This window comes from Pseudomonas sp. yb_2 (assembly GCF_043103905.1).
Lineage (GTDB): Bacteria > Pseudomonadota > Gammaproteobacteria > Pseudomonadales > Pseudomonadaceae > Aquipseudomonas > Aquipseudomonas alloputida.
This window is the reverse complement of record NZ_JBICKH010000082.1, coordinates 106831-129965: the sequence shown is the minus strand read 5'-3', so window position 1 is coordinate 129965 and position 23135 is coordinate 106831. Positions and strand designations below refer to the sequence as shown.

Below are 23135 nucleotides of genomic sequence, written 5' to 3'. Positions count from 1 at the left end.
AGATGCAGTGATTGTATACAATCTGCTGTGTGGATAAGATCAGTTGGTTCTAGACCATGGTCTTGCTTAGAGGAAACATCCTACAGATGAACTACTCTGATCCGGTGACGTTCGAAATATTAGGCGTCGTGGCCAATTACGGACAGGAGGGGTGTTTCATGCTTGCTCAACTTCCACCTGCATTGCAGAGCTTGCATCTGCCGCTGAGGCTGAAGCTGTGGGACGGCAACCATTTTGATCTTGGGCCTAGTCCTCAGGTCACGATTTTGGTCAAGGAACCACAGCTGATCAGCCAGTTGACCCACCCAAGCATGGACCAGCTAGGCACCGCATTCGTCGAAGGCAAGCTGGAGCTGGAAGGCGATATCGGTGAGGCCATCCGCGTGTGCGACGAGCTGAGCGAAGCGCTGCTGGCGGATGAGGATGAAACGCCGCCGCCACGTGTTTCTCATGACAAGACCACCGACGCCAAGGCAATCTCCTACCACTATGACGTGTCCAACGCGTTCTACCAGCTTTGGCTGGACCAGGACATGGCCTATTCCTGCGCCTACTTCCGTGAGCCGGACAATACGCTCGACCAGGCGCAGCAGGACAAGTTCGACCACCTGTGCCGCAAGCTGCGCCTGGATGCCGGTGACTACCTGCTCGATGTTGGCTGTGGCTGGGGCGGGCTGGCGCGGTTCGCTGCCCGTGAATATGGCGCCAAGGTGTTCGGCATTACCCTGAGCAAGGAGCAATTGAAGCTCGGCCGCAAGCGTGTGCAAGCCGAAGGGCTTGCCGACAAGGTCGACCTGCAGATTCTCGATTATCGCGATCTGCCCCAGGATGGTCGCTTCGACAAGGTTGTCAGCGTGGGTATGTTCGAGCATGTCGGGCATGCCAACCTGGCGCTGTACTGCCAGAAGCTGTTTGGGGCGGTGAGGGAAGGGGGGTTGGTGATGAACCACGGCATCACTGCCAAGCACGTCGATGGCCGACCGGTCGGGCGCGGGGCGGGTGAGTTCATCGATCGCTATGTATTCCCCCACGGCGAGCTGCCGCACTTGTCGATGATCAGCGCCAGTATCTGTGAAGCCGGGCTGGAGGTAGTGGACGTGGAGAGCCTGCGCCTGCACTACGCTAAAACCTTGCACCACTGGAGCGAGAACCTGGAGAACCAGTTGCACAAGGCGGCAGCGCTGGTGCCTGAGAAGACCCTGCGGATCTGGCGTTTGTACTTGGCCGGGTGTGCCTACGCCTTTCAGAAGGGCTGGATCAACCTGCACCAGATATTGGCAGTGAAGCCATACGCCGACGGGCATCATGACCTGCCCTGGACGCGGGAAGATTTGTACCGCTGAAATCGTAAGTGTCGCAGCCTGATAGGGTTGTGCAGGAGCGGCCTTTAGCGCGAAAAGGCCGCTTTCAACGGGCGTGTTCACCCTAAAGAATCGGCGATATCAGCCGCGCAATCCGCATCCCCAATTGCTGCAGTCGATGGGTATCTTGGGTGTCTTCAGCAGTAATTTCCCGCGCTTGTTCGAAGTCTTCCTGGAGCATGTGCTCGACCTGGTCGGCGAAGCCGTGATCGACTGTCAGCAGGGTAATCTCGAAGTTCAGGCGGAACGATCGGTTGTCCAGGTTGGCACTCCCAATCGCACTGATGTCATCATCCACCAGCACCACTTTCTGATGCAGAAACCCGGGTTGGTAACGGAACATACGTACCCCCGCGCGCACTGCTTCGAAGGCAAACAGGCTGGAGGCGGCGTAGACGATGCGGTGGTCAGGCCGTGACGGGATCAGCACCCGCACATCGACTCCCCGTAGCACCGCCAGCCGCAAGGCGGCGAACACGGCCTCGTCAGGGATGAAGTAGGGGCTGGTGATCCACACCCTGCGGGTGGCCGAATGAATCGCTTCAAGGAAGAACAGCGAGCAGGTTTCTTGTGGGTCTGCCGGGCCGCTGGCCAAGGCCTGACACAGCACACCGTTATCCGGGTACGTATCGGGCAGGATCAGCGGCGGTAGCTGGCGCGTGGCCCAGTACCAGTCCTCGGCGAACGACTCTTGCAAGCAGGCCAGCACCGGCCCGCTGATCTGTACGTGGGTGTCACGCCAAGGGGAAAGCTGTGGATGTTCACCCAGGTACTCGTCTCCCACATTGTGGCCGCCGATGAAGCCGAGCAAGCCATCCACCACCACAATCTTGCGATGGTTGCGGAAGTTCACCTGGAAGCGGTTGAACCAGCCGCGACGTGTGGCGAATGCATGGATCTGCACACCGCCGTCACGCAGCACCTGGCTGTAGCTGGACGGCAAGGCATGGCTACCGACACGGTCGTACAGCACGAACACCTGCACGCCTTCGGCGGCTTTGCGTAGCAAGAGTTGCTGCAGTGCCTTGCCGAGGGTGTCGTCATGAATGATGAAGAACTGCACCAGTACCACATCGCGTGCTTTTTCGATGGCTGCGAAGATGGCATCGAAGGTGGCTTTGCCATTGATCAGCAGTTTCACCTGGTTATTTGCCAGGCATGGCATTCGACCCAGCTTGGGCATGGCGCGCAAGGCTGTGTAGCTTTCCGACTCGCGGGCGGTAAGGGCTTCTTCAACCCAGGGCCGCCAGTTGAGGTTGGCCATGGCCACGTGCATTTCCTGGTTGGCCTGGCGCCGAGCCTTGATGTAGGCATAGAACGAGCGGGCGCCGAAGATCAGGTAGGGGATCAAGGTGAGGTAGGGGATGAAGAGCAAGGGCATCGCCCAAGCAATGGCGCCCTGGGCTGTCCGCACGGTGAACAGCGCATGCAGTGCGGCGACAATACCCAGCAGATGGATCAGGCCGAGTAGGTAACCAAAGAAGTAGGGGCTGTGGTAATCCATATGCATCCTGCTTGCCGAGTACACTTGAGGTAACAGAACACGTTCCCGGTCCGCCTGCAACCCGCAGGCGGATTTGGCGTCTAAGGCTCAGTCCGGCCCGTTTGACCGGCTTTTTTCCAGGAGCGTTCGTCCATGAAGATTCGTCTGCCACTGTTGGCGTTGGCCCTAGGCATGAGCAGTCCACTGGTACAAGCCCAGATGCTGCAACCGGGGTTGTGGGAGCTGACCACCAGCAACATGCAGGTCGATGGCAAGCCGCTACCCGACATGGAATTCATGCTCGGTCAGTTGAAGAACCTGCCGCCAGAGCAACGCGCAATGATGGAAGGGGTGTTGGCCAAACAAGGGGTCAGTGTAGGTGGTAAGGGTGTGCGTTCGTGCCTGACGCCTGAACAGGTGGCAACGAATGACATTCCCCTGCAGGACCCGAAATCGGGCTGCACACAGAAGATTACCGACCGTACCGGTAACGTGTGGAAATTCCAGTTCAGCTGCCCGAAAGCACAGGGTAGTGGCCAGGCTACATTCCTCAGTGATCGGGAATTCACCACCCAGGTCAGTGGCACGTTCAACGCTTCGGGTGTGCAGCAGCAAGGCAGCATGAACACACGTGCGGTGTGGCTAGGCAATGACTGCGGTACGGTCAAACCGCGCAGCTGAAATCCCATTGCCACTGGCTGATGGCAACCGCGTCGTGGGCCTGCAGCCTCAGTTGTCGTTCGAGCAGCCGAGCATGCCCAGTTCCAGATGTCGGTAGGGAAACGAATAGTTCCACGTGGAACATTTCATTTTCAACTCTTGCCTCGACGCGGTTACGGCATAGCTTTTCGGCCTGAGAACGGCTGATCAAGAAAGGCGTTTTCAGCAAGCGCTCGAAGCTGATGTGCAAATAGGCAGCAGAGGAAAAGCCTTCAAAACAAAAGGAGGCATCAACGGCAGCCCTCGATCAAGCTGCAATGCAGCTTGAAGCGCTCCCCGCTGGAACTGGATACGCGGTTCAAGGTGGTCCAGCCTACGCGGCGGCTGTAACCCACCCAGGCCTCACCATCGCTGGCCAGGCCGGTAAAAAAAGTCAATGTGCCGTAGCGGCTGTTGGTTTGTGCCCACAGCCGACGGCTGCTGAAGTCGTAGCCGCGAAGGTAGAAGGTGCTGCCTTCAGTACGCACACTGTAGTAACTGCCTTTGCCGTCCTGGCAAGCGAGCAGCGTCGCACTTCGCGTACAAAGGGCCAATGTTTTGTTTTGTGGCATGGCCAAGAGCGAGGCAGGCATGGTGAGTAACAGCAATGCCATGACGCGTGGCAAATTCATTTTTCATCCTCTGTGAGCACTCGTCCGTCGAGAACCCCTTGGCGAAATTGTATTGTTACCTTATAACATTATGCAATGCATCGTTTCGAATGCGTCTGCCTGAAGGGGTTCGCCATGTTCAATCGTCTTCCCGTCACCGTGCTGTCCGGCTTTTTGGGCGCCGGCAAGAGCACGCTGCTCAACCATGTGCTGTGCAACCGCGACAACTTGCGGGTGGCGGTAATCGTCAACGATATGAGTGAAATCAACATCGATGCCAGTGAGGTGCAGCGCAATGTCAGCCTTAACCGCGCTGAAGAGAAACTGGTCGAGATGAGCAACGGCTGCATTTGCTGCACGTTGCGCGAAGACCTGCTTGAGGAGGTTGCGCGGCTGGCCGAAGAGGGGCGTTTCGATTATTTGCTGATCGAGTCCACCGGTATCTCTGAGCCACTGCCAGTGGCTGAGACCTTCACTTTCCGCGACGAGCAGGGTCGCAGTCTGTCCGATATGGCGCGACTGGACACCATGGTCACCGTGGTCGATGGCTTGAACTTCCTGCGCGACTATCAAGCAGCAGACAGCCTGGCCAGCCGGGGCGAAACGTTGGGCGAAGAAGACGAGCGGTCGATCAGTGATTTGCTGATCGAGCAGGTCGAGTTCGCAGATGTGCTGCTGCTGAGCAAGATCGACCTGATCAGCCAACATGAGCGCGAAGAACTCATCGCTATTTTGCGCAGTCTCAATGCCCGAGCGCAGATCGTACCCATGGTCATGGGCCAAGTGCCGTTGGCACGTATCCTCAACACCAGGCTGTTCGACTTCGATCAGGCGGCCCAGGCACCAGGCTGGTTGCAGGAGCTGCGCGGTGAACATGTACCAGAAACCGAAGAGTACGGTATCGCGGCCATGACCTGGCAAGCCCGACGCCCGCTTCATCCACAGCGCTTTTACGACTTTATCCACAAGGACTGGGAAAACGGAAGGCTGCTGCGTTCCAAAGGCTTTTTCTGGTTGGCCAGCAAATATCAGGAAGCTGGCAGCTGGTCGCAAGCGGGCGGCATGATGCGCCATGGTCTGGCTGGCCGCTGGTGGCGCTTCGTGCCACGCGAGCAGTGGCCACAGGATGTGGATAACACCAGCGAGATCTTGAAACACTGGACCGCTGAGACCGGTGACTGCCGCCAGGAGTTGGTGTTTATCGGGCAGAATATCGACTTCGAAAAATTATCCACAGCCCTCGATGCATGCCTGTTGACGGATCAAGAAATGGACTTGGGCCACATGGGCTGGTTGCGCCTACCTGACCCATTTGGCCCATGGCATGAGGAGGCGGCAGCATGAACCTGGCGCACCGACCTGTGGATATCTTTCAGGTGTTTGGCGAGTCGCCCCAGGTGCTGGCCGAAGTGCTGCAGGATGGCGTGAACCTGGCCGTATGGCGGCGGCGCTTGCCGGCCCAACTGGAGGACTTTGCCGCACTGGTGATCAGCCTTGGCCAGCCCTTGGCTGATCAGCGGGTGATTGATGTGAACGAGGAGCAGAAGCCGGTATTGCCAGATCTGCTGCGTGAAGCGGCGGATTTGCATGGGTATGAAGCTTTCGTAGCTGATGTGACGTGGTTGGTGGCGGCTTATACCTGTCTGGTTGGCGCACGACGGGTCGGTTTGCGCTTGCGCGTGTTGAACGCTCCGATGTGCCCACGCTTCCATGTGGATAACGTACCGTTGCGCTTGCTCACCACTTACGTCGGCCCAGGTAGTGAATGGTTGCAAGAGCGGGATAGCTGTCGTGGAGAGTTACACACAGCTCAGCCACCTGTGGATAACATCCAACACCTGCAAGCCGCCGAGGTTGCGATACTTAAAGGCGAACAATGGCAGGGTAACGAAGGGGCAGGCTTGGTGCATCGGTCACCTTCGGCGCAGCGGGGGCGTTTGCTGCTCAGCCTTGACTGGCTGGCTTGACGGCGCATAGTGAGGCATCACCGCCGCCTGAAGCCACCCCATGCTGCAGAACATTCCCACCCATGTAATTGCCGGCCCCCTTGGTGCTGGCAAGACCACGCTGATCCGTCACTTGCTGGCTCAGCGCCCAGCCAACGAGCGCTGGGCGGTATTGATCAACGAGTTCGGCCTTGTCGGCCTGGATGCAGCCTTACTCAGCCGTGACGAAGACGGCATCGCCATCGGCGAGGTCGCAGGCGGCTGCCTGTGCTGCGTCAACGGCATGCCGTTCCAGGTGGGCCTGGGACGACTGCTGCGCAAATCGCGGCCTGACCGGCTGTTTATCGAACCTTCCGGCCTGGGCCATCCCTTGCAGCTGCTGGCTCAGCTGCAACAAGCGCCTTGGGTTGGAGTGCTGACAATTCAGCCACTCCTGATGGTTGTGGATGCCCGGGCCATGGCTCGAAACGAGCCTCTTCCAGAGGCTCAACAGCAGGCTTTCAACGCCTCTGAAAGCGTGGTTTTCAATAAGTCAGAGGCTGTGGATGAAATACATAAGTTGTTGATAAGTAATAAATTTCAAGAAAAGAAGATCATGTGGACCGTGCAAGGGCAGCTGCCTTTGTCCGGCCTCCCGACGGTATCTCCACAGATTGTTGACAGCCCATTCTTGAAAAACAGGATTGTCGACAATCTTGGAATCGCTCCAGCAGCATTGTGGGCTGACCCGAGTCAACCGATTTGCCTTGTCCAGCAGGGAGAGGGTGGTTGGAGTATTGGCTGGCGGTGGCACCCTGGACAACAGTTTTATCCACAGCGGCTGAAAGCTTTCTTGTGTGCTTTGCCATGGCGACGGGCCAAGGGAGTTATCCACAGCATGGAGGGCTGGTGGTCATTCAATGGGCTGAATGGGGATATGCCCGCTTGGCAGCCCAGCGACTGGCGCAGGGACAGCCGTATCGAGCTGATTTTCCATCAGCCGCAACCGCAACCCGCGTTGCAAGCCGGGTTGAATGAATGTCGCGTCAGTTGATCAGTTGCGCCAGCGGTTATGCTCCTGGCGCCATTGCTGCATCTCTATGACGTTGTCGGCGCGTGGTGGGGTCTTGATTTCGAACGGGTAGGGCGCTAGTTCGATCTGCACGCTGTGGGCGCCGAACTGGGTCGCGGTGCCGGGGTGACGTTGCTCACCCGTGACGGTGAATTCGAAGGCATAGACGCGTGCCAGGCGCTTGCGGCCATTGGCATCCCGGACAAAGGCGATGCGCTTGAGCGCTACGGCATCGTCAAGCAACTCCAGGTCGAGTTTGGCGCAATGCTGTTTGACCCGTTCCAGGGCCTTTTCACGCAACCCATGGTTGTGCCACAACCAGGCGCCTGCCGTGGCTACCAGCATCAGGACGAAGAGGTTCTCCAGGGTCAACATTTGCATATGCTCCAAACAGGTAGATCCAGCTTAACTGCGTTCCTGGCCTGTCGTACAGGTGGCAATCGAGTTCATACTGCGCTGCGCACAATCCTTGAAACAGCTTTGGAAACCTCCCGCATGAAACGTACCCCGCACCTGCTCGCCATTCAGTCCCACGTGGTGTTCGGCCACGCCGGCAACAGCGCCGCGGTATTTCCCATGCAGCGTATCGGGGTCAATGCCTGGCCCCTCAATACCGTGCAGTTCTCCAATCACACACAGTATGGCCAGTGGGCGGGGGAAGTGCTTGCCCCAGCGCAAATTCCTGCATTGGTCGAAGGCATTTCCAACATCGGCGAGCTGGGCCATTGTGATGCAGTGCTTTCCGGCTACCTGGGCAGTGCCGAACAAGGGCGAGCGATCCTGGCCGGTGTCGAGCGGATCAAGGCGGTAAACCCAAAAGCGTTATACCTGTGCGACCCGGTCATGGGGCACCCGGAAAAGGGTTGCATCGTGCCGCCCGAAGTCAGTGAGTTCCTGCTTGACGAGGCTGCAGCCACGGCGGACATCCTGTGCCCCAACCAGCTGGAGCTGGACAGCTTCTGTGGGCGCCGCGCCCAGTCTCTGGAGGATTGCGTGAACATGGCGCGCAGCCTGCTGCAGCGTGGGCCGCAGGTTGTACTGGTCAAGCATCTGGCTTACCCCGGGCGGGCCGAAGAACAGTTCGAAATGTTGCTGGTGACCGCCGAGCACAGCTGGCACTTGCGCCGCCCACTGCTGGCGTTTCCGCGTCAGCCGGTAGGGGTGGGTGACCTGACCTCAGGCCTGTTCCTGGCGCGTGTGCTGCTTGGCGACAGCTGGGTGCAGGCATTCGAATTCACGGCTGCGGCAGTGCATGAAGTGCTGCTGGAAACCCAGGCTTGCGCCAGCTACGAATTGCAGCTGGTACGGGCCCAGGACCGCATTGCGCACCCACGGGTGCGCTTCGAAGCGCAGTTACTGGCGCTTTAAATGGCGTCGGTTTTCAAGTCCTGATAGCGCTTTTCCAGTTCCTGGCGGATCTGACGGCGCTGCTGGCCTTGCAGGAAGCGGCGCTTTTCTTCGCTGCTGTGCGGCTGGCGTGGTGGCACCGGCACCGGGCGGCGGTTATCGTCGACCGCGACCATGGTGAAGAAGCAACTGTTGGAATGGCGCACCGAGCGCTCGCGAATGTTCTCGGTCACCACTTTGATGCCAACTTCCATCGAAGTGTTGCCGGTGTAGTTGACCGACGCCAGGAAGGTTACCAGTTCACCCACGTGCACGGGTTCACGGAAGATCACCTGGTCGACCGACAGGGTTACCACATAACTGCCGGCATAACGGCTGGCGCATGCATAAGCCACTTCGTCGAGGTACTTGAGCAGGGTGCCGCCATGTACGTTGCCAGAAAAGTTGGCCATGTCCGGGGTCATCAGGACGGTCATGCTCAGCTGGGCGTTTCCAGGTTCCATAGTGTGCTCACGGTGAGGTTGCGCTGAATCGGGCGAATGGAGGGCGTTATCTGCTGACACTGCTGTTCCCCTCTTTTGAATGTGCCTTGCTGATACGGGACGTTGGCTGGCGCATCATCGTCACGCTGATCATGCCATCAGCGGCGCTTTTCCAGCCGATCTGTTTCTGCATATTGCACTGGCTTTTTGCGGCGGAGCGCGATGTTAACCTGAGTACGCCCATGCAACATGGGTGTTCCCGGATTCAATACAGTATGTACTTGCTGCTCGCTCAGGTTTGCCTCGGCAGAGGAGCGGTCTGCCCAGGCATTCACAAGACGAGAAAAGGAGTATCACGCCATGCATGCCATCAGCTTCATCCAGGACCTGGCAGTCATCATGCTGGTCGCTGGCGTGGTCACCATTCTTTTTCACCGTTTCAAGCAGCCGGTGGTGCTGGGCTACATTGTCGCCGGCTTCATCATTGGCCCGCACACTCCGCCGTTCGGCCTGATTCATGACGAAGACACCATCAAGACCCTCGCCGAACTGGGGGTGATCTTCCTGATGTTCTGCCTGGGGCTCGAGTTCAGCTTGCGCAAGCTGTTCAAGGTCGGTGCCACGGCGTTCATCGCAGCGTTCCTGGAAATCGTGCTGATGATCTGGATCGGTTTTGAGATTGGCCGCTGGTTTGGCTGGAGCACCATGGATTCACTGTTCCTGGGCGCCATCCTGGCCATTTCCTCCACCACCATCATCGTCAAGGCGCTCAACGACTTGAAGATGAAGAACGAGCGCTTTGCCCAGCTGATCTTCGGCGTGCTGATCGTCGAGGACATTCTTGGCATCGGTATCATTGCCCTGCTGTCGGGTATCGCGGTCAGCGGCACGGTCAGCTCGGGCGAGGTGTTCTCCACAGTCGGCAAGCTGTCGCTGTTCATGGTTGTCGCTCTGGTCATCGGTATTTTGCTGGTGCCGCGGTTATTGGCCTACGTCGCAAGGTTCGAAAGCAACGAAATGTTGCTGATCACCGTTCTGGGCCTGTGTTTCGGCTTCTGCCTGCTGGTCGTGAAGCTGGAATACAGTATGGTTCTGGGCGCTTTCCTGATTGGCGCGATCATGGCCGAATCACGCCAGTTGTTGAAGATTGAACGCTTGATTGAGCCCGTACGCGACCTGTTCAGCGCCATATTCTTCGTCGCCATCGGTATGATGATTGATCCTGAGGTGCTCATCGACTATGCCTGGCCGATCGTAGTCATCACCCTGGCGGTGGTACTGGGCAAGATGCTGTCTTGCGGCATGGGGGCGTTTATAGCCGGCAATGACGGGCGTACGTCTTTACGCGTGGGCATGGGGCTTTCGCAGATTGGCGAGTTCTCTTTCATCATCGCCGCGCTGGGCATGACCCTGCAGGTGACCAGCGACTTCCTATACCCGGTGGCGGTCGCAGTATCGGCAATCACTACGTTGCTGACACCCTACCTGATCCGCGCGGCTGACCCGTTGTCGCAGAAACTGGGCAATGTGGTGCCCGCCCGCCTCGCGCGCGTGCTGTCGTTGTATGGCGAGTGGTTGCGCAACATCCAGCCGCAGGGCGAGAGTGCCATGCTGGCGGCGATGATCCGGCGCATCCTGTTGCAGGTGGGGGTGAACCTGGCGCTGGTGATCGCCATCTTCTTCAGTGGCGGTTATTTTGCAGGGCGTCTCGGCAATTGGCTCAGCGAGTGGGTCAGCGATGTCAGCCATCAGAAGGCCGTCATTTGGGGGGCAGCGTTGTTGCTGTCACTGCCATTCCTGATCGCCGCGTACCGCAAGCTAAAAGCACTCTCGATGCTGCTGGCAGAGATGGGCGTGAAGCCGGAAATGGCCGGGCGACATACCCAGCGCGTGCGCCGTGTGATCGCCGAAGTGATCCCGCTGTTGTCGCTGTTGGTGATTTTCCTGCTGCTGTCGGCATTGTCCGCCAGCATTCTGCCCACCAGCGAATTGCTGCTGGTGATTGCCGTGGTAGCTGCGGTGGTGGTGGCGTTGTTGTGGCGCTGGCTCATCCGCGTGCACACGCGCATGCAGATCGCGTTGCTGGAGACGCTGGAGAACAGTCGCGAGAACTCGCACTGAGGGGGTCTGCCCCGGGCAAAGTATCTCGCCCGCCCGAGGAGATGGGGCTATAGCGATGTCGCCAGGCGCAAAAAGCCTGGCGATTTTAACGACCTTGAGTCGCTAAGACGTCATTTTCCTGCCTCAAATCGCGCATCTATAAGGGCGTTAGCGATCAGCTCTCCAGCCAAACATCTCGCGCCCAGTGCCACACCGATTCCCAACTGTCTTCGCCGACACCTTCCTCTTCGGCATCCCACAGCACCACGGTGCCGTCTTCTTCCACGCAATAGTAATTGTCGCCGTCCTGGCACAGCGGAATCAGGTCGCGCGGTACGCCGGCATCCCAAGCGTTGGAGGCCACATCTGGCAGGTAGGTGTGCGAGTGCGGATCAGTGACGGTAACTGGCTCAAGGGAGCCGTAAACCACATCACTTACGGTCAGCAGAAACTCTTTGAACACGAATGGAATATTGATGAACAGCTGCTCTTCGATTTCTACCAGCTGGTCTTCGTCGGGAAGCTCCAGGGGCACCGGTACCGGCTCATTCGCTTCACGGAGTTGTTCGATCACTTCTTCCACGGTTCACTTCCTCTGACCTAGATGACAACGCTGCGCCTTATACCCTAGTAGCCCACTTTGGCAAAAGCAAAAACCCCGGGCAAGCCCGGGGTTCTGTGTTTAGCACGCAGCGATTAGCTGTTTTGACGGATACCGGCTACCAGCCAAGGCTGGTTCTCGCCTTGGGCGCGAACCATGTGCCAGCTTTCGCTGAACACTTCGCCCTGGTCGAAGCGCGAATTCTTCGACACGCCACGGAAGGTCAGGGTAGCGTCGGTGCGGTCGGCGCGGTCATCGACACCGTCCAGTTGCACTTCCAGGTTATCGATGTAGGTAGACTGGAAGCCATCACCCAGCTCAGCACGCTCACGCTTGAGGAACTCAAGCATTTGCGGGGTAACGAACTCGCTGATCTTGTCCATTTCATTGGCATCCCAGTGCTGCTGCAGCGACTGGAAGTGGTTACGGGCTGCCGCCAGGAAGCTCTGCTCGTTGAACCAGGCCGGCGCGTTGATCACCGGTGCGGCTGTGGCAGCAGGTGCGGCCGAACCACCGAAAATCGACGGCTGCGCAGGCTGCGCGTGAGCCTCACGCTGCATCGGCGCATGGCCTGGCATGGCCATTTGCGGCTGCTGCTGGCGACGGCGCGCGGCGATGAAGCGGAACACGAGGAAGGCGATGAGCGCCACGATCAGGAAGTCCATGATCTGGAAGCCTTCGAAACCGTCGCCCATGAACATGGAAGCCAGCAGGCCACCGGCGGCGAGGCCGGCCAGTGGGCCCAACCAGCGCGAAGCACCGCTGGCGGCAGCCGGTGCACGGCCAGGTACGGTCGGCGCGGCAGCAGGCGTGGTTGGCGTAGCCTGGCGGGTCTGGTGGATAGGCGCGGAGCCCGAGCTCTTGCCGCCGCCGAAACGCTTGGCGCTGGCGTCCAGGCTCAGCGTCAGGCCGACGCAGAGCGCCAGTGCGATGCTAAGAAAACGTTGCATAAGTGGGATATCCCCTGTTGTGGATTGCACGCGCGTCATGGTGCACAGGTTCCCGGGCACATGACCAGCGACATAGTGTTTCGAGCTTTTGCTTGAATGTTACAAAGTTGGCAGGCCCGACCCTTGCGGGCTTTAGACAGCCTCGAGCTTGGCATACCCCAGCATCAGCCATTTGCTACCTTCGGCAAAATTCACCTGCACCCGCGCCTGAGCGCCAGAACCCTCGAAGTTGAGGATCACACCTTCGCCGAATACCGCATGCTGCACACGCTGGCCAAGGTTGAACGCGGTCTGCGGAATGCTGGCATTGGCGAACAGGTTGCTGTTGGTGGCCGTCTTGGCCCCGCCGAACGGGCGGCTGACGCTGTTGGACAGGCGTACTTCCTGAACCAGGCCTGCCGGAATTTCACGTACGAAACGCGACACCTTGTTGTAAGTCTCGCTGCCATAAAGGCGGCGTGTTTCGGCATAGGTCATGACCAGCTGGCGCATGGCGCGGGTGATGCCTACATAGGCCAGGCGTCGTTCCTCTTCCAGGCGGCCGGGTTCTTCCAGGCTCATCTTGTGCGGGAACAAGCCTTCTTCCATGCCCACCAGGAACACATATGGGAACTCAAGGCCTTTGGCGCTGTGCAGGGTCATCAGCTGGATGCTGTCTTCATGCTCGTCAGCCTGAGTATCGCCAGCTTCGAGTGAGGCGTGGCCAAGGAAGGCCGAGAGCGGGGAAAGGTCGGCGTCTTCGTCGGTGGACTCGAAGTTGCGCGCCGCACTGACCAGTTCCTCAAGGTTTTCTACCCGTGCCTGGCCCTTTTCACCCTTTTCTTCCTGGTGATAGGTGATCAGGCCGGACTGTTCGATGGTGGTCTGGGTCATGGTATGCAGCGGCATGTCCACAACCTTGGCAGCCAGCCCCTCGATCAGCTCGATAAAGGCCCCCAGGGCACTGGCGGCGCGGCCTTTGAGGGCCTTGGCAGCGATCAGCTGGCACATGGCCTCCCACATGGACAGCTGGCTGTGGCGGGCGTGCTCGCGGATGGCTTCGACGGTTTTTTCGCCAATACCGCGCGGCGGCACGTTGATCACCCGCTCCAGAGCGGCATCGTTGCCACGCCCTTCGATCAGGCGCAGGTAAGCCATGGCATTCTTGATTTCGGCGCGCTCGAAGAAGCGCTGGCCGCCATAGATGCGGTAGGGGATGCGCTCGCGCAGCAGGGCCTCTTCCAGCACGCGCGACTGGGCGTTGGAACGGTACAGGATGGCGATCTCGTTGCGCGCATTGCCCTGCTTGACCAGGCTCTCGATGGTTTCCACGACATAGCGCGCTTCGTCGTGCTCGTTGTAGGCCGCGTACAGGGTCAGTGGTTCGCCTTCGCCCATGTCGGTCCACAGTTCCTTGCCCAGGCGCCCGCTGTTGTTGGCGATCAGCGCGTTGGCCGCCTTGAGGATGCCGCCGGTGGAGCGGTAGTTCTGCTCCAGGCGGATCATTTCGGCGTCGGGGAAGTCGGCGGTGTACTGGTGAATGTTCTCGATCTTGGCGCCGCGCCAGCCGTAGATCGACTGGTCGTCATCGCCTACCGCCATCAGGCTGTCGCCACCGCGTGCCAGCAGGCGCAACCAGGCGTACTGCACGGCGTTGGTATCCTGGAACTCGTCCACCAGCACGTGGCGGAAGCGTCGCTGATAGTGCTCCAGCAGGCCCGGGTGGTCACGCCACAGGTCCAGGGCGCGAAGCAGCAGCTCGGAGAAATCGATGACACCGGCGCGCTCGCAAGCCTGCTCGTAGGCCGTATAGACCTCGCGCATGGTCGCCAGGAACAGGTCGCCCCCCGCCTGGATATGCTGCGGGCGCAGGCCTTCGTCTTTCTGTCCGTTGATGAACCATTGGGCCTGGCGTGCCGGCCACTTCTGCTCGTCCAGGCCCAACTCGCGCATGACCCGCTTGATCAGGCGCTGCTGGTCGTCGCTGTCGAGGATCTGGAAGTTCTGCACCAGCCGCGCTTCCTGCCAGTGGGCCCGCAACAGGCGATGGGCCAGGCCGTGGAAGGTGCCTACCCACATGCCTGCCGGGTTGATGCCCAGCAGTTGCTCGATCCGCTGGCGCATTTCTGCTGCGGCCTTGTTGGTGAAGGTCACCGACAGGATCGAGTGCGGCGACGCCTGCTCGACCTGGATCAGCCAGGCGATGCGGTGTACCAGCACGCGGGTTTTACCGGAACCGGCGCCGGCAAGCACCAGTTGACGCCCGAGCGTGGCCGCTACGGCCTGGCGTTGGGCATCGTTGAGGGAATTCAGCAGGAGAGAGAGGTCGTCTGTGCGCATCGGGCCATTCTAGGGCGATGCCGGGTAAGGGGCAAATATCTACTGTATGAATATTCACCTGGCGGCATCCCGCTCATCGGTCCGGGGCCAGGTCACGGCTTGCGCAAGCTGGCTGAGGCATGGTCAGGCGATGGCCTTCACCTTATGGATTTCGCACCTTCGCACTTCATCTGCTGCTGTATCAGATTAAAGATCGCGCCATCGCGCAGGCCATTCAGCCATGCCAGTGCCTGCCATGCCTGGCGAGCAGGCTGTTGGCTTGTTCGGGCCCGAAACTGCCAGCCGGGTAGGGGCGGGGCGCCTGGAAGTGCTCTTCACAGCCCTTGATGATTGGATCTACCCAAGCCCAGGCTGCTTCCACTTCATCGCGGCGCATGAACAGTGTCGAATCACCTTCGAGCACATCCAGCAGCAGACGCTCGTAGGCTTCCCAGCGGCGAGTCTGGCTGAACACCTGGGCCAGTTTAAGGTCCAGGTCCACGGGTTCCAGGCGCATGCCCTTGCCTGGGCTCTTGGTCATCATGCGCAGGCTGATGCGTTCGTCCGGTTGCAGCTGTATCAGCAACTGGTTGACCTGGCCGCCGCTGAACAGTTCGTGAGGCACTGGCTTGAACTGGATGACGATCTGCGAAGCGCGCCGCGCCATGCGTTTGCCGGTGCGCAGATAGAAAGGCACGCCCGCCCAGCGCCAGTTGTCGATATGCGCCTCGATGGCCACGAAAGTTTCGGTATCGCTGTCGTTGTCGACGTCCTTTTCAAAGTAGTAGGCCGGCACTTCCTGGCCGCCGATACGCCCGGCCCCATATTGGCCGCGTACCGTCTTGTCCTGCACATCCTGGCCGGTGATCGGCTTGAGGGCGCGCAGGATTTTCACCTTTTCGTCGCGTACCGCCTCTGCCTCGAATTGCGCGGGTGGCTCCATGGCCACCAGGCACAGCAGCTGCAGCAGGTGGTTCTGCAGCATGTCGCGAATAGCCCCGGCGCGATCATAGTAGGCACCGCGGTTTTCTACGCCCAGTGTCTCGCAAACGCTGATCTGGACATGGTCGACCTGGTTGTTGCGCCACACCGGCTCCAGCAGGGCATTGGCAAAACGCAGGGCCATCAGGTTCTGCACGGTTTCCTTGCCCAGGTAGTGGTCGATGCGGAACACCTGTCTTTCTTCGAACACCGTGCCAATCGCTTCATTGATGGCAGTGGCCGATTCCAGCGAATGGCCGATCGGTTTTTCCAGCACGATGCGCGCTTCGGTGTCGGCCAGTCCGGCAATGCGCAGGTGGTTGGCAATCGGCACGAACAGGTTGGGAGCGGTGGCCAGGTAGAAGATGCGCGTCAGCCCACCGGGTTCGCCCAGGTAGCGTGCCAGGCGGCCGAAGTCGGCGCTCTGTGAAGCATCCATCGGGAAGTAGTCGACCCGTGCGGAAAACCGCTGCCACACCTCTTCGTCGAAGTCGCTGCGGGCAATCTGCGCCCGACAATGGCGTTCGGCGAGCTTCAGATAGTCGATGCGTGGCAGGTTGCGCCTGGCCAGTGCGATGACCCGCACGGCAGGGTTCAGACGGGCCTCGCGAAACAGGTGGTAGAGCGCCGGAAGCAATTTGTGCAGGGCCAGATCACCGGTGCCGCCGAAGACCAGAATGTCGCAAGGAATAGTCAAACCACCACTCTCCACGTTCGTTTAACTGGGCGGGTTGGCGTCCATGTAGTATAACTACAAGAAAGCTACAACCCGGCAAGCCGATCATAACCGAGTCCCGCCTGTGAATCTGTTGCAACATATCGCCCAATCGCGCCACTTGCTGCGCAAATCGGAACTGAAAGTGGCCGACCACGTGCTGCTCGACCCGGCTGCCGTCATGCACAGCTCCATGGCCGATTTGGCGCACAGCGTGGGTATCAGTGAGCCGACCATCGTGCGTTTCTGCCGGGCCATTGGCTGCTCGGGCTTCCAGGACCTGAAGCTGAAGCTGGCGCAAAGCCTGGCTGCCGGGGCCAGCTTCGGTCAGTTCGCCATCCACGAAGACGATTCGGTCGCCGACTACAGCCTGAAGATCTTCGACACCACCCTGCACACCCTGATGGAAGTGCGCGAGCACCTTGATCCGCAGGCGCTGCAACAAGCCGTGAGCGCCATGGCCCAGGCGCAGCGGGTAGAGTTCTATGGCTTTGGCGCGTCCGGTGCGGTTGCGGCCGATGCCCAGCACAAGTTCTTCCGCCTGCTGCTCAGCGCGGCAGCGTATTCCGACCCCCACATGCAAGCGATGTCGGCCGTTACCCTGAAACCGGGCGATGTGGCGGTGTGTATTTCCCAGTCGGGCCGTTCCAAGGACCTGCTGATCACTGCCAACCTGGTGCGTGAGAGCGGCGCCAACCTGATTACCCTGTGCCCCAGCCAGACGCCGCTGGCCGAGCTATCGACGGTCAACCTGGCGATCGACGTGCATGAAGACACCGAGATCTACACCCCACTGACCTCGCGTATTGCCCACCTGGTGGTGATCGACGTGCTGGCCATGGGCGTTGCCATGGCGCGCGGGCCTAGCCTGGTCAACCACCTGAAGAGCGTGAAACGCAGCTTGCGCAGCTTGCGTCTGTCGCCCAAGTCGATCAAGGCTACCGACGACTGAATTCAACCTGTACTGGCCTGTTCGCGGGCTTGCCCGCTCCCACAGGTACTGTGCACTTCTATAAATCGGTGCAATTCCTGTGTGAACGGGGCAAGCCCGCGAAGAGGCCGGTACAGGCAGTGAAAATTCACGATTCTGTCACCATTCCACCGCCAAACGGTAAACCATCAAGGCCAGTCTGAAACTCCCGCATACTATCTGGGAGACAGGCAATGGCTCGTGACTTCGACGGTACGTACCAACCCAACGCCAAGGCTCGCAAGCAGCAGGAAAAGGATCAGCGCCGTATGGAATACCGCCGCGCGATCGAGAGCTATTGCGACCAACGTCAATTGCTCCGCGACCTGGCGGACTACCCCGAGCTGCAAGCACTCACGGTATGGCAGTCGTCGGCGGCAACTTCCCCGAAAAACGTTCAACAAGCGCGCTGATAAGAGCACGTTCGCCGCGTATGAATGCAAGAAACGCCAAGGCCACCGGTGACTGCCGCTTGGCCTTGGCCTGCACCACGCACCAGCTACGGTACAGCGGTAGCTCCTCGACCGGTAATTCCTTCAGCATCCCGGTAGCCAATTCCAGGTTGACGGCGTGACGGGTCAACAGGGCGATCCCCAGCCCGGCGATCACGCATTCGCGCTGGGCATCGGCCGAGGCTACTTCAAGCGTCTGGGCGAAATGCACGCGCTTGTCCTTGAAGTACTCTTCGCACGCCTTGCGTGTTCCCGAACCTTGCTCGCGGACCAGCAGGGTATGAGGCTCCAGGTCCTGCATGCGCAACTGCTCCAGCTTGCACAGCGGGTGCTGTGGCGGCGCAACCGCAACGATCGGGTTGTTGAGGAACGGCAGAAACTCCAGGCCCATGTCTTGCGGCACCATCGACATGATGATCAGGTCGTCGCGGTTATCGGAAAGACGGCGGATGGCTTGGGCACGATTGACCACCGTCAGGGTCAGGTTGACTTCCGGGTGACGCTGCTTGAAGGCGGCGAACAGGTGTGGCACGAAGTACTTGGCACTGGACTCGATCGCCAGTTTCAACTGACCCTGCAGTGAGCCCTGCATGTCCGACAGCTGCATGTCCAGGCTCTCCAGGCGCCCGAAGATATCGTGGCTGGCGCGCTGCAGGGCCTCGGCCGCCTCGGTCAGGTAGAGCTTCTTGCCCACGTACTCGAACAATGGCTGGCCAATCAGCTCTTCAAGCTGGCGGATCTGTAGACTAACGGCGGGTTGCGTCAGCGCCATCTCCTCCGCAGCACGGCTGTACGACCGCAAATCGCACACCTCGTTAAAGATCTGGAGTTGACGCAATGTCATACGCATCAAGGACTTACGCATTTTAATCAGCTCGTCGGCAACACCTTGTTACCCAACTATAAGCTTTTGCTAATACAGCCTCTAACAAATATTGATTTTTGTTTATCGACCTACAGCGCTAGGGTGAATACGCGACTGGCTAGCAACGTCTGGTCACGCGCCGACCGGTAGAACCGGCTCGACTGTTCCTACGGCTTTGGGAAGACTCCAGTGATAAAAAAAATCCTGATCGCCAACCGAGGTGAAATCGCAGTTCGGATCGTGCGTGCTTGCGCCGAGATGGGCATTCGCTCGGTAGCGATCTTTTCCGACGCCGACCGGCATGCCTTGCACGTCAAGCGCGCTGACGAAGCACACAGCATCGGTGCCGAGCCGCTGGCCGGTTACCTCAACCCGCGCAAGCTGGTGAACCTGGCTGTGGAAACCGGCTGTGATGCCCTGCACCCAGGCTACGGTTTCCTTTCGGAAAACGCTGAACTGGCAGAAATTTGCGCCGAGCGCGGGATCAAGTTCATCGGCCCGGCCGCCGACGTGATTCGCCGTATGGGCGACAAGACCGAAGCGCGCCGCACCATGATCGCCGCCGGTGTGCCGGTAACCCCGGGCACCGAAGGTAACGTTGCCGATATTCATGAAGCCCTGAGCGAAGGTGACCGCATCGGTTATCCGGTGATGCTCAAGGCCACCTCCGGTGGTGGCGGCCGTGGTATTCGCCGTTGCAATAGCCGCGAAGAACTGGAACAGAACTTCCCACGGGTCATTTCCGAGGCGACCAAGGCATTCGGTTCGGCCGAAGTGTTCCTGGAGAAATGCATCGTCAACCCTAAGCACATCGAGGCGCAAATTCTCGGTGACAGCTTCGGTAACGTAGTGCACCTGTTCGAGCGCGACTGCTCTATCCAGCGCCGTAACCAGAAGCTCATCGAAATTGCCCCCAGCCCACAGCTCACTCCTGAGCAGCGCGCCTACATCGGCGACCTGGCGGTGCGTGCGGCCAAAGCGGTGAATTACGAGAACGCCGGTACCGTGGAGTTCCTGCTCGCCGATGGCGAAGTGTACTTCATGGAAATGAACACCCGGGTGCAGGTGGAACACACTATTACCGAGGAAATCACCGGTATCGACATCGTTCGTGAGCAGATCCGCATCGCCTCGGGGCTGCCACTGTCGGTCAAGCAGGAAGACATTCAGCACCGCGGCTACGCCCTGCAGTTCCGTATCAATGCTGAAGACCCGAAAAACAACTTCCTGCCCAGCTTCGGCAAGATCACCCGTTACTACGCCCCCGGCGGCCCGGGCGTGCGCACCGACACGGCGATCTACACCGGCTATACCATTCCACCGTTCTACGACTCCATGTGCCTGAAACTGGTGGTGTGGGCGTTGACCTGGGAAGAAGCCATGGACCGCGGCCTGCGGGCCCTGGACGACATGCGCGTGCAAGGGGTGAAGACCACCGCCGCGTACTACCAGGAAATCCTGCGCAATCCGGAATTCCGTAGCGGCCAGTTCAATACCAGCTTTGTCGAAAGCCACCCTGAATTGACCAACTACTCGATCAAGCGCAAACCCGAAGAGCTGGCCCTGGCCATCGCCGCCGCCATCGCCGCCCACGCAGGCCTGTGAGGAACCCTATAATGTCCAAGAAAATTCACGTAACCGACACGATCCTGCGCGACGCTCACCAGTCCCTGCTGGCTACCCGCATGCGTACCGAAGACATGCTGCCGATCTGCGACAAGCTCGACAAGGTTGGCTACTGGTCGCTGGAAGTCTGGGGTGGTGCAACCTTCGACGCCTGCGTGCGCTTCCTCAAGGAAGACCCGTGGGAGCGCCTGCGCAAGCTGCGCGCAGCGCTGCCAAACACCCGCCTGCAAATGCTGCTGCGCGGCCAGAACCTGTTGGGCTACCGTCATTACAGCGACGACGTGGTCAAGGCCTTCGTCGCCAAGGCGGCGGTCAACGGCATCGATGTGTTCCGCATTTTCGACGCCATGAACGACGTGCGTAACCTGCGCGTGGCCATCGAAGCGGTCAAGGCCGCCGGCAAGCACGCCCAGGGCACCATCGCTTACACCACCAGCCCGGTACACACCATCGAAGCCTTCGTGAACCAGGCCAAGCAGATGGAAGCCATGGGTTGCGACTCGGTGGCGATCAAGGACATGGCCGGCCTGCTGACCCCGTTCGCCACTGGCGAGCTGGTCAAGGCGCTGAAGGCAGAACAGTCGCTGCCGGTGTTCATTCACTCCCACGATACCGCCGGCCTGGCAGCCATGTGCCAGCTGAAGGCCGTGGAAAATGGCGCGGACCACATCGACACCGCCATCTCCAGCTTCGCCTGGGGCACCAGCCATCCGGGTACCGAGTCGATGGTTGCTGCACTCAAGGGCAGCGAGTTCGACACCGGCCTGGACCTGGAGCTTCTGCAGGAGATCGGCTTGTACTTCTACGCTGTGCGCAAGAAGTACCACCAGTTCGAAAGCGAGTTCACCGCGGTAGACACCCGGGTGCAGGTCAACCAGGTACCGGGCGGCATGATTTCCAACCTGGCCAACCAGCTCAAGGAGCAGGGCGCCCTCAACCGCATGAACGAAGTGCTGGCCGAAATCCCGCGTGTGCGTGAAGACCTCGGCTTCCCGCCACTGGTCACCCCGACCTCGCAGATCGTCGGCACCCAGGCGTTCTTCAACGTGCTGGCGGGTGAGCGCTACAAAACCATCACCAATGAGGTGAAGCTGTACCTGCAAGGTGGCTATGGCAAGGCCCCGGGTGTGGTCAACGAGCAACTGCGTCGCCAGGCTATCGGCAGCGAAGAAGTGATCGATGTGCGCCCGGCTGACCTGCTGAAGCCGGAAATGGCCAAGTTGCGTAGCGACATCGGTGCCCTGGCCCGTTGCGAAGAAGACGTGCTGACCTTTGCCATGTTCCCGGACATTGGCCGCAAGTTCCTCGAAGAACGCGAAGCTGGCACCTTGACGCCTGAAGTTCTGCTGCCGATTCCGGAAGCCGGTGCCGTGGCTGCCCCAGGCGGTGAAGGCGTGCCGACCGAGTTCGTGATCGACGTACACGGCGAAACCTACCGCGTCGACATCACCGGTGTGGGCGTGAAGGCCGAAGGCAAGCGTCACTTCTATCTGTCGATCGACGGCATGCCGGAGGAAGTGGTATTCGAGCCACTCAACGAGTTCGTCAGCGGTGGCGGCAGCAAGCGCAAGCAAGCGACCGACCCTGGCCACGTGAGCACCACCATGCCAGGGAACATCGTTGATGTGCTGGTCAAGGAAGGTGACATGGTCAAGGCCGGCCAGGCGGTCCTGATCACCGAAGCCATGAAGATGGAAACCGAAGTGCAGGCGGCCATCGCCGGTAAGGTCGTGGCCATCCATGTGGCCAAGGGTGATCGCGTGACGCCGGGTGAGATCCTGATCGAGATCGAGGGCTGATTTAAGCCCTCATCTACAAGTGGTTAACCTCTGGGGAGCGGATGCTCCCCTTTTTTTGTGCCGGACTCACCCGCACCTCACAACGCGCATCCCTTGTAGGAGCTGATTCAGCACACCGCTCAACCTTTGCGGCACATCTCAAGGCTTTCCACCTGGCCACCCGGCTGCTGGTTCTCTTCACTCAACCACCGCTCAAACCCGGCAGCCACCGCCGGCCATTCATCATCGGTAATCGAATACCACGCCGTATCGCGGTTATGGTCCTTCACCACCAGGTGCTTGCGGAACACCCCTTCGTAGACGAAGCCGAATCGCTCTGCCGCACGTTTGGAGCGGGCGTTGGCGTTATTGCACTTCCACTCCAGCCGTCGATTACCCAGCGCGAAGCCCAGCTTGCCCAGCAGGTACACCGCCTCGGTACCCTTGGGCGTGCGCTGCATGGCGGCACCGAAGGCAATGTGGCCGATCTCGATCCGGCCGTGTTCAGGCACGATCGACATCAGGCTGAGGATGCCTTGGGCCTGGCCACTGGCGCGGTCGATGACGGTGTAGAAAAGCGGGTCGCGGCCAGCAGCGTTGCCTTCCAGCCAGCGGTCGAAGGCGGCGCGTTCGGCGAACGGGCCGTAGGGCAGGTAGTCCCACAGCACCGGATCGGAGGCCGGACCCTGCAGTGCCTCCCAGAGGTCTTCGCCATGGCGCCCCGGATCGAGCTTCTCCAGGCGGATGAAGCGGCCTTCAATGGGTTCGGCCTGGGGGGTTGCGGCGGGTTTCCAGTTCAATGCGTCTGTCATGTGCGGC

General features: G+C 59.8%; 21 protein-coding genes. 11 read left to right on the top strand and 10 right to left on the bottom strand.

All coding sequences use genetic code 11. From position 1 onward, the window contains the following. Positions 1–158 precede the first annotated feature (158 nt). On the top strand, positions 159–1343 hold the full coding sequence (gene cfaB, locus ACF8FB_RS23295) for a C17 cyclopropane fatty acid synthase CfaB (protein WP_049588386.1): 1185 nt from the start codon (positions 159–161) through the stop codon (positions 1341–1343). An 82-nt stretch (positions 1344–1425) separates the two neighbouring features. Here cfaB and cls read toward each other — a convergent pair whose 3' ends face one another. Further along, the gene (cls, locus tag ACF8FB_RS23290) at positions 1426–2865 is read right to left on the bottom strand and encodes a cardiolipin synthase (RefSeq protein ID WP_392509881.1); all 1440 of its coding nucleotides are present in this window, start codon (positions 2863–2865) and stop codon (positions 1426–1428) included. 132 nt (positions 2866–2997) lie between these two features. Between cls and ACF8FB_RS23285 the strand changes: the two genes are divergently transcribed. Next, positions 2998–3525, top strand: coding sequence for a DUF3617 domain-containing protein (locus ACF8FB_RS23285; protein WP_003253248.1), 528 nt, complete (start codon positions 2998–3000; stop codon positions 3523–3525). Between the two features lie 269 nt (positions 3526–3794). Here ACF8FB_RS23285 and ACF8FB_RS23280 read toward each other — a convergent pair whose 3' ends face one another. Continuing rightward, positions 3795–4175 (bottom strand): hypothetical protein, encoded by a 381-nt coding sequence (locus ACF8FB_RS23280; protein ID WP_010955845.1) that lies wholly within the window; start codon positions 4173–4175, stop codon positions 3795–3797. A 114-nt stretch (positions 4176–4289) separates the two neighbouring features. On the opposite strand from ACF8FB_RS23280, the gene zigA reads away from it, so the two are divergent. Genes zigA through ACF8FB_RS23265 form a run of 3 tightly spaced genes read left to right on the top strand, consistent with a single transcriptional unit; the run spans position 4290 to position 7133 of the window. After that, a complete protein-coding gene (gene zigA / locus ACF8FB_RS23275) occupies positions 4290–5498 on the top strand; it encodes a zinc metallochaperone GTPase ZigA (protein ID WP_392509880.1) in 1209 nt (402 codons plus the stop codon). Beyond that, on the top strand, positions 5495–6121 hold the full coding sequence (locus tag ACF8FB_RS23270; RefSeq protein WP_392512106.1) for a DUF1826 domain-containing protein: 627 nt from the start codon (positions 5495–5497) through the stop codon (positions 6119–6121). The genes zigA and ACF8FB_RS23270 overlap by 4 nt, the downstream gene beginning before the upstream one ends. A gap of 40 nt (positions 6122–6161) precedes the next feature. After that, positions 6162–7133 (top strand): GTP-binding protein, encoded by a 972-nt coding sequence (locus tag ACF8FB_RS23265; RefSeq protein WP_010955842.1) that lies wholly within the window; start codon positions 6162–6164, stop codon positions 7131–7133. Here the strand turns inward: ACF8FB_RS23265 and ACF8FB_RS23260 are convergent, their stop codons facing one another. Beyond that, positions 7134–7526 carry a DUF3301 domain-containing protein gene (locus ACF8FB_RS23260; RefSeq protein ID WP_003253259.1) on the bottom strand — a complete coding sequence of 131 codons (393 nt, stop codon included), beginning with the start codon at positions 7524–7526 and terminating at the stop codon, positions 7134–7136. Between the two features lie 120 nt (positions 7527–7646). Here ACF8FB_RS23260 and pdxY point away from each other — a divergent pair, with 120 nt between their 5' ends. Then, complete coding sequence (gene pdxY / locus ACF8FB_RS23255) at positions 7647–8519, top strand: pyridoxal kinase PdxY (RefSeq protein ID WP_003253261.1); 873 nt, start codon at positions 7647–7649, stop codon at positions 8517–8519. Here the strand turns inward: pdxY and ACF8FB_RS23250 are convergent. Continuing rightward, a complete protein-coding gene (locus ACF8FB_RS23250; RefSeq protein WP_003253263.1) occupies positions 8516–9001 on the bottom strand; it encodes an acyl-CoA thioesterase in 486 nt (161 codons plus the stop codon). The two genes, pdxY and ACF8FB_RS23250, sit on opposite strands and share 4 nt — an antisense overlap. A 339-nt stretch (positions 9002–9340) precedes the next feature. Between ACF8FB_RS23250 and ACF8FB_RS23245 the strand changes: the two genes are divergently transcribed. Next, the gene (locus tag ACF8FB_RS23245) at positions 9341–11101 is read left to right on the top strand and encodes a cation:proton antiporter (RefSeq protein WP_010955840.1); all 1761 of its coding nucleotides are present in this window, start codon (positions 9341–9343) and stop codon (positions 11099–11101) included. Between the two features lie 154 nt (positions 11102–11255). On the opposite strand, the gene ACF8FB_RS23240 is transcribed toward ACF8FB_RS23245, so the two are convergent. The 4 genes from ACF8FB_RS23240 to zwf form a co-directional block, all read right to left on the bottom strand. Beyond that, positions 11256–11663, bottom strand: coding sequence for an SMI1/KNR4 family protein (locus ACF8FB_RS23240; protein ID WP_010955839.1), 408 nt, complete (start codon positions 11661–11663; stop codon positions 11256–11258). Positions 11664–11776: 113 nt separating this feature from the next. Further along, entirely contained in the window at positions 11777–12631 is an 855-nt protein-coding gene (locus tag ACF8FB_RS23235) for a Tim44 domain-containing protein (RefSeq protein WP_010955838.1), read from the bottom strand. A gap of 132 nt (positions 12632–12763) precedes the next feature. Then, complete coding sequence (gene uvrD / locus ACF8FB_RS23230; RefSeq protein WP_010955837.1) at positions 12764–14950, bottom strand: DNA helicase II; 2187 nt, start codon at positions 14948–14950, stop codon at positions 12764–12766. A gap of 214 nt (positions 14951–15164) precedes the next feature. Further along, positions 15165–16607 (bottom strand): glucose-6-phosphate dehydrogenase, encoded by a 1443-nt coding sequence (gene zwf, locus ACF8FB_RS23225; RefSeq protein ID WP_392512104.1) that lies wholly within the window; start codon positions 16605–16607, stop codon positions 15165–15167. A 103-nt stretch (positions 16608–16710) separates the two neighbouring features. On the opposite strand from zwf, the gene hexR reads away from it, so the two are divergent. Beyond that, complete coding sequence (gene hexR, locus ACF8FB_RS23220) at positions 16711–17577, top strand: transcriptional regulator HexR (protein WP_003253273.1); 867 nt, start codon at positions 16711–16713, stop codon at positions 17575–17577. 212 nt (positions 17578–17789) lie between these two features. Next, positions 17790–18008, top strand: coding sequence for a PA3496 family putative envelope integrity protein (locus ACF8FB_RS23215; protein WP_061405728.1), 219 nt, complete (start codon positions 17790–17792; stop codon positions 18006–18008). Here the strand turns inward: ACF8FB_RS23215 and ACF8FB_RS23210 are convergent. After that, positions 17950–18912 (bottom strand): LysR family transcriptional regulator, encoded by a 963-nt coding sequence (locus ACF8FB_RS23210; protein WP_010955834.1) that lies wholly within the window; start codon positions 18910–18912, stop codon positions 17950–17952. The two genes, ACF8FB_RS23215 and ACF8FB_RS23210, sit on opposite strands and share 59 nt — an antisense overlap. A gap of 189 nt (positions 18913–19101) precedes the next feature. Between ACF8FB_RS23210 and ACF8FB_RS23205 the strand changes: the two genes are divergently transcribed. Both ACF8FB_RS23205 and oadA read left to right on the top strand, forming a co-directional pair. Then, positions 19102–20517, top strand: a complete 1416-nt coding sequence (locus ACF8FB_RS23205; RefSeq protein ID WP_003253279.1) for an acetyl-CoA carboxylase biotin carboxylase subunit — start codon at positions 19102–19104, stop codon at positions 20515–20517. 11 nt (positions 20518–20528) lie between these two features. Further along, positions 20529–22337, top strand: coding sequence for a sodium-extruding oxaloacetate decarboxylase subunit alpha (gene oadA / locus ACF8FB_RS23200; RefSeq protein WP_003253282.1), 1809 nt, complete (start codon positions 20529–20531; stop codon positions 22335–22337). A 119-nt stretch (positions 22338–22456) separates the two neighbouring features. On the opposite strand, the gene ACF8FB_RS23195 is transcribed toward oadA, so the two are convergent. Next, positions 22457–23128, bottom strand: a complete 672-nt coding sequence (locus tag ACF8FB_RS23195; RefSeq protein WP_010955833.1) for a GNAT family N-acetyltransferase — start codon at positions 23126–23128, stop codon at positions 22457–22459. Positions 23129–23135: the final 7 nt, after the last annotated feature.